Raw genomic sequence first — 6,975 nt, forward strand, 5'->3', positions numbered from 1 at the left:
GTGCCGATTATCTGTACACCTACTTGCGCACTTACTATCGGGATTCGACCAAGCCCACCGGCTGGAACAACTTGGCCTTGCCCAACGTCGGCATGCCCAACCCATTGTGGGAGTTGCAGGGTGAGCGCGAGCCAATTTTTGAAGACAAAGAAGAGCATGGTCAAAAAGTGCAGATCTTCAAAGGCTGGAAACAAACCAAACCCGGCACAATGACACCCCTGCAATACGACCAGGCCATCGGTGATCTGGTGGGTTACATGCAGTGGATGGCTGAGCCCGCCCAAAACACCCGTGTTCGCATTGGCGTCTGGGTCCTGATCTTCTTGTCCGTATTCACCTTTATCGCTTGGCGTTTGAATGCCGCGTATTGGAAAGACATCAAGTAATTGATCTTTCACCCGGCAGACTTGCCGGGTCTTGTGGAGTGGTAGGTCTCAACGGCCTCCCACTCTTTTTGATTTTTTGAGGAGCCTCCGCCATGATGGTGCTTTATTCCGGAACCACTTGTCCTTTTTCCCACCGTTGCCGCTTTGTGCTGTTTGAAAAAGGCATGGACTTCGAAATCCGTGACGTGGACCTTTACAACAAGCCCGAAGACATCAATGTGATGAATCCTTACGGCCAGGTGCCCATTCTGGTGGAGCGCGACTTGATTTTGTACGAGTCGAACATCATCAATGAGTACATCGACGAGCGTTTCCCGCACCCCCAACTGATGCCCGGTGACCCGGTTGACCGTGCTCGCGTGCGACTGTTCTTGCTCAACTTCGAGAAAGAACTGTTTGTCCATGTGCTGACCCTTGAAAACCGTGCGCTCAAAGGCAACGACAAAGCCTTGGAGAAAGCCCGCTCCCACATCCGCGACCGCTTGACCCAATTGGCCCCGGTGTTCCTGAAGAACAAGTTCATGCTGGGTGACAATTTTTCAATGCTCGACGTCGCGATCGCGCCGCTGCTGTGGCGTCTCGATTACTACGGCATTGAACTCAGCAAAAATGCTGCACCTTTGCTCAAGTACGCCGAGCGCATTTTTTCGCGCCCTGCCTACATTGAGGCATTGACGCCTTCTGAAAAGGTCATGCGCAAGTAAATTCGGTTGGAGCCCAAGATGATCAGTGCCACCGAATTGCCTTCCACCCGACCTTATTTGATCCGAGCCCTGTACGATTGGTGCTCCGAAAACGGCTTCACGCCTTATGTGGCTGTTAAGGTGGACAACTCGGTACAGGTCCCGCGCGAATATGTGCAGGGCGGCGAAATTGTCTTGAACGTCAGCATGGACGCCACCAGTTCGCTCAAGCTGGGCAATGAATTCATCGAGTTCAAAGCCCGTTTTGGGGGCAAGCCCCGCGACATCATGGTGCCTATCCAGCGGGTCATGGCCATCTACGCGCGCGAAAATGGCCAAGGCATGGCTTTCCCTGTGAGCGATGACGATACTTCATCGTCTTCGGCCACTTTGTCGGCCGTGAATGTTCATAACGCTGCTGTGGAGGAGGGCGATGAGCCGTTGCCGCCCACATCGCCGACTCGCCCCACCTTGAAGCGGGTCAAATGAAAAAATTAAAAACTGCAGAGGGCTGAGACGGTCTCTGCGCAAGTTAGAATCTAGCCCGTGCCGCTTTAGCTCAGTTGGTAGAGCACCCGCCTTGTAAGCGGTAGGTCGTCAGTTCGAATCCGACAAGCGGCACCATCAATCCGAAAAGGCCCTGATTAAAAACCAGGGCCTTTTTTTATGCACGGTGCGCCAGTGAGCCTCCCAAAAGAGGGGGTTAACCCACCCGGTTTTGGACCTTGATGCGGATCGATGTCACGTGCAGGTCCTTTTGTGCCAAATGGGCCTGCAAGGCGGGCACCAGTTGGCGCAGTTTGGCGGCCACCGCATTGGAGCTGACAAGCAGGCACCAGCAACCATCTTCGATGGGCCCAGCCTGAACACTGGCCCGCAGCGGCGCAGGAAGCAGGCTGGCAATGGCCTTCAAGCGCGCCGAAGAGGCACGAACCAAGTCGGCCAACCGCGCAAAAGTGGGTGACTCTTGCGCAGCTTGATGCAAGGGGATGGCTTGGTGACGTCGTTGCATGTTTGTGGGTTGATGCGCTCATTATCCGGCAGCAGACAAGGCTGGGGGCGTGTGCCCGAAAACAGGCATGCCCAGAGGCTAAAATCATCAAGTTGAGCTGGCGCCTGTGGCGGCCAGCTGGGAACGTGGAGTTTGATATTCCGCGAGCCCGGATTCCCATGAACCCTTTAACTTGACAGGATAGACGGTCTTTCCTCAGCCCATGGCTGTAGGCGGATCTTGTAGACATGGCCATCCCATTCCTCACTAAAATTTTTGGCAGTCGAAATGACCGCCTGCTCAAGCAATACCGCAAAACGGTGGAGCGCATCAATGCACTCGAGGCCGGACTGGAGCCTTTGAGCGACGACGATTTGCGTGCTAAGACCCAGATTTTCCGGGACCGGTATGCCGCAGGTGAAACACTCGACGCCCTGTTGCCCGAAGCCTTTGCGGTTGTGCGTGAAGGCTCCAAGCGTGTCATGAAGATGCGCCACTTTGATGTCCAGTTGTCTGGCGGCATCGCCTTGCACAACGGCAAGATTGCCGAAATGCGCACGGGTGAGGGCAAAACCCTGACCTCCACGCTGCCCGCTTATTTGAACGCACTGGCTGGCAAGGGCGTCCATGTCGTGACCGTGAACGACTACTTGGCCAGCCGCGATGCACGCTGGATGGGCAAACTTTTCAACTTCCTCGGTTTGTCGGTGGGGATCAACCTTGCCCAAATGTCGCGCGAAGAAAAGCAGGCAGCCTACAACTCTGACATCACCTACGGCACGAACAACGAATACGGTTTCGACTACCTGCGCGACAACATGGTCTATGAAGCCAGTGACCGTGTGCAACGCCCCCTGAATTACGCCATCATCGATGAGGTCGATTCGATCCTGATTGACGAAGCCCGCACCCCCTTGATCATCAGCGGCCAGGCCGAAGACCACACAGCCACCTACCTGTCGATGAAGCAGGTCGTTCCCTTGTTGACGCGCCAGGAAGGTGAGGCCGATCCGCGCACCGGGGAAGGCATCATCACCCCTGGGGATTTCACGCTGGACGAAAAATCGCACCAGATTTTCCTGACCGAGCAAGGCCACGAAAAGGCTGAAGCGGTGCTGGCACAAATGGGCCTGATTCCTGAAGGCGCCAGCCTGTACGATCCCGCCAACATCACGCTGATGCACCACCTGAGCGCTGCATTGCGTGCGCAGCATCTGTACCACCGCGATCAGCACTATGTGGCGCAGGAGGGCGAGATCGTTATTGTTGATGAGTTCACCGGACGTTTGATGACTGGTCGCCGCTGGAGCGATGGCCTGCACCAAGCGGTGGAGGCCAAAGAGGGTGTGCAGATCCAGGCAGAGAACCAGACGCTGGCGTCGATCACCTTTCAAAATTACTTCCGCTTGTACAACAAGATGGGTGGTATGACGGGTACAGCCGACACCGAGGCGTATGAGTTCCAGGAGATTTACGGTCTGGAGACCGTGGTCATTCCGCCGCACCGCAAAAGCCAGCGTGCAGACCAGCTTGACCGCGTCTACAAGACATCTCAAGAGCGCTATACGGCTGCCATTGCCGATATTCGCGAATGCCACGAGCGCAAACAGCCCGTGCTGGTGGGTACCACGTCGATTGAAAACTCCGAGTTGATTTCGCAGTTGCTGACGCAAGCCAATTTGCCGCACCAGGTGCTTAATGCCAAGCAGCACGCCCGCGAGGCCGACATCGTGGCGCAAGCGGGTAGTCCGGGGATGATCACGATTGCCACCAACATGGCGGGCCGTGGTACCGACATTGTGTTGGGTGGCAACATCGAAAAAGACATCCAGGCGGTTGAAGCCGATGAAAGCTTGCCTGAAGATGCGCGACAGACCCGCGTGGCCGAACTGCGTGAGCAATGGAAAGTGGTGCACGAGCAGGTCAAGTCTTTGGGGGGGCTGCGCATCATTGCCACCGAGCGGCACGAGTCACGGCGCATCGACAACCAACTGCGTGGTCGTTCCGGCCGCCAGGGTGACCCCGGTTCATCGCGCTTTTACCTGAGTCTGGACGATCCGCTCATGCGCATTTTTGCGGGTGATCGCGTGCGCGCCATCATGGACCGCCTGAAGATGCCCGAAGGCGAGGCCATCGAAGCGGGCATCGTGACGCGCAGCATCGAAAGCGCCCAACGCAAAGTGGAGTCGCGCAATTTCGATGTCCGAAAACAATTGCTGGAATACGACGATGTGTCGAACGACCAGCGCAAGGTCATCTACCAGCAGCGCAATGACATTCTGGATGCGCAGGATCTGAACAGTCAGATCGCAGCCCTGCGTGAAGGGTGTTTCACGGACCTGGTTCGCCAGTATGTCCCTGCTGAATCCGTCGAAGAGCAATGGGACTTGGCCAGCCTGGAGAAGGTGCTGGCTGAAGAGTGGTTGCTTGACTTGCCTTTGAGAGAAAAAGTCCAAGCTGCCAGCGCCATCACAGATGAGGAAATACTGGAACAGGTGGTGGCCGCCGCCAACGCCCATTTCCAGTCGAAGCTCGACGGTGTGGGGCCTGAAAGCTTTACATCGTTTGAACGCATGGTGTTGCTGCAAAGCATCGACACGCATTGGCGGGAACACCTGAGTGCGCTCGACTATCTGCGGCAAGGCATCCATTTGCGTGGATACGCCCAAAAGCAGCCCAAGCAAGAATACAAGCGCGAGGCCTTTGAGTTGTTTGGCCAGTTGCTTGATGCTGTCAAAAACGAAGTCACCCGCACTCTGATGACGGTGCGCATCGACTCGGGTGATCAGATTGAACAAGCCGCCCAAGACATCGAAGAGCGCGCAGAGCAAATCAGCAACGTGACCTACAGCGCGCCTGATGAATCGGGTCAGCCGCAGACGGTGTCCGCTGATCTGGCGGGTCTGCAGCAAGCTTGGGGCCCTGTGGGGCGCAATGAGCCGTGCCCCTGTGGCAGTGGCAAAAAATTCAAACACTGCCACGGCAAACTCGCCTGAGTTTGTTGCACGCATGAAACGGGCTTCGGCCCGTTTTCTATGTCCCTTGCCTGAATCGAGTTTCTGTTTTTCTGGAGGACCGCCATGCCTGTGAATTTGCCACCCCTGGACCCCGCACAATTGCGCCCGATCGCGGGCGTCAGGATCGGCATCGCCGAGGCTGGTGTGCGCAAAGCCAACCGCAAGGACTTGACGGTTTTTTTGCTGGACCCGGGTGCCAGTGTGGCGGGCGTGTTCACCCGCAACCGCTTTTGTGCCGCGCCCGTGCAGCTGTGCCGAGAGCACTTGGCCGCAGGCAGTTCTGTACGCGCCTTGCTCATCAACACCGGCAACGCCAATGCGGGCACCGGCGCCCCGGGCCTGGCGCATGCGCGGCAGACCTGTGACGCGCTGGCCGGCTTGCTGCAATGCACGCCTGCGCAGATCCTGCCGTTTTCGACAGGCGTGATCATGGAACCGCTGCCGGTTGACCGCATCGTGGCCGGATTGCCTGCTGCATTGGCCGATGCGCAAGTCGCCCACTGGGCCAAGGCCGCTGAGGGCATCATGACCACCGACACTGTGCCCAAAGCCGCCAGCGTGCAGGTTCAAGTGGGTGCTCGGACGGTCAGCATCACCGGCATCAGCAAGGGCGCTGGCATGATCCGCCCGAACATGGCCACCATGCTGGGTTTTGTAACCACTGATGCGTGCATTGATCCTGCTTTGTTGCCCGAGCTGGCCAGGCAATTGGCCGATGGGTCGTTCAACCGCATCACCATCGATGGCGACACCTCGACCAACGACTCCTTCATGCTGATCGCCACGCACCAGGCGGGTCACGCACCCATCACCTCGCTGGACAGTGCAGACGGCAAATCTCTTGTTCAGGGCTTGATGCAAGTGGCCCGGCAGTTGGCCCACGCCATCGTGCGCGATGGTGAAGGTGCCACCAAATTCATCACAGTGCAGGTGGAAGGCGGGCGCACAGCCGAAGAGTGCCGCCAAGTGGCTTATGCGATTGCCCATTCGCCCTTGGTGAAAACCGCCTTTTTCGCCAGTGATCCCAATTTGGGGCGCATCTTGGCGGCAGTGGGCTATGCAGGCATTGACGACCTCGACCAGGGCCTGATTGAGCTGCACCTGGACGACGTGCATGTGGTGTCCAAGGGTGGGCGCCGTGCTGAATACCGAGAAGAAGACGGTCAGCGCGTCATGAAAGGCAGCGAGATCACTGTGCGCGTGGGCCTGGGCCGAGGGTCGGCCAGCGACACAGTTTGGACCTGCGACCTCAGCCACGAATACGTCACCATCAACGCGGATTACCGTTCATGACATCCTCTTCCAGTTCAGCCCTCGATCAATTGCTGGCCAAAGTCAGCCAGCTGGTGGACCGCATTGAGTCGGTCCTGCCTCAGCCATTGTCAGCACCCGATTGGGGTCAGGCGATTGCCTGGCGCTACCGCAAGCGCTCGTCTGGCCATGGCGTGCTGGAGCCAGTGCGGCACGTGGCGGCCATGGCACTGGACGACCTGAAGGAAATTGACGACCAGAAAGTAAAACTGCAACGCAACACCGAGCAGTTTGTGCATGGACGCTCGGCCAATAACGTGCTGTTGACGGGCGCACGGGGTACCGGCAAGTCGTCCCTCATCAAGGCCTGCCTGAATACCTATGCCCAACAGGGCCTGCGCCTGATTGAGGTGGAAAAAGAAGACCTGATCGACTTGCCCGACATCATCGAGGTGGTGGCTGGGCGCGCTGAAAAGTTCATTGTCTACTGCGACGACCTGAGCTTTGAAGACGGCGAGCCGGGCTACAAGGCCCTCAAGTCCATCCTGGATGGCACCGTGGCGGCATCGACTCCGAATGTGCTGATTTATGCCACCAGCAACCGCCGCCATTTGTTGCCCGAGTACATGAGCGAAAACCTCACCTAC

General features: G+C 57.5%; 7 protein-coding genes and 1 tRNA gene. 7 read left to right on the top strand and 1 reads right to left on the bottom strand.

Annotated features, from left to right (window positions below; translation table 11 throughout):
• From ACIQ3A_RS12790 to ACIQ3A_RS12805, 4 genes are all read left to right on the top strand, one after another.
• Positions 1–386 (top strand): cytochrome c1 (locus ACIQ3A_RS12790; RefSeq protein WP_396432113.1); only part of this gene is annotated, 386 nt, incomplete at its 5' end.
• A 92-nt stretch (positions 387–478) separates the two neighbouring features.
• A complete protein-coding gene (locus ACIQ3A_RS12795; protein WP_396432114.1) occupies positions 479–1,090 on the top strand; it encodes a glutathione S-transferase N-terminal domain-containing protein in 612 nt (203 codons plus the stop codon).
• Between the two features lie 18 nt (positions 1,091–1,108).
• On the top strand, positions 1,109–1,558 hold the full coding sequence (locus ACIQ3A_RS12800; RefSeq protein ID WP_396432115.1) for a ClpXP protease specificity-enhancing factor: 450 nt from the start codon (positions 1,109–1,111) through the stop codon (positions 1,556–1,558).
• A gap of 59 nt (positions 1,559–1,617) precedes the next feature.
• Positions 1,618–1,693 (top strand) — tRNA-Thr (locus tag ACIQ3A_RS12805).
• A gap of 79 nt (positions 1,694–1,772) precedes the next feature.
• Here the strand turns inward: ACIQ3A_RS12805 and ACIQ3A_RS12810 are convergent.
• On the bottom strand, positions 1,773–2,081 hold the full coding sequence (locus tag ACIQ3A_RS12810; protein ID WP_396432116.1) for a hypothetical protein: 309 nt from the start codon (positions 2,079–2,081) through the stop codon (positions 1,773–1,775).
• A gap of 227 nt (positions 2,082–2,308) precedes the next feature.
• On the opposite strand from ACIQ3A_RS12810, the gene secA reads away from it, so the two are divergent.
• The 3 genes from secA to ACIQ3A_RS12825 form a co-directional block, all read left to right on the top strand.
• On the top strand, positions 2,309–5,056 hold the full coding sequence (gene secA, locus ACIQ3A_RS12815; protein ID WP_396432117.1) for a preprotein translocase subunit SecA: 2,748 nt from the start codon (positions 2,309–2,311) through the stop codon (positions 5,054–5,056).
• A gap of 84 nt (positions 5,057–5,140) precedes the next feature.
• On the top strand, positions 5,141–6,370 hold the full coding sequence (gene argJ, locus ACIQ3A_RS12820) for a bifunctional glutamate N-acetyltransferase/amino-acid acetyltransferase ArgJ (protein ID WP_396432118.1): 1,230 nt from the start codon (positions 5,141–5,143) through the stop codon (positions 6,368–6,370).
• A partial coding sequence (locus ACIQ3A_RS12825; RefSeq protein ID WP_396432119.1) for an ATP-binding protein occupies positions 6,367–6,975 on the top strand: 609 nt, incomplete at its 3' end. The genes argJ and ACIQ3A_RS12825, both read left to right, overlap by 4 nt.

The sequence above is a fragment of the Limnohabitans sp. genome (genome assembly GCF_044361985.1).
In the GTDB taxonomy this organism is placed as follows: domain Bacteria; phylum Pseudomonadota; class Gammaproteobacteria; order Burkholderiales; family Burkholderiaceae_C; genus Limnohabitans_A.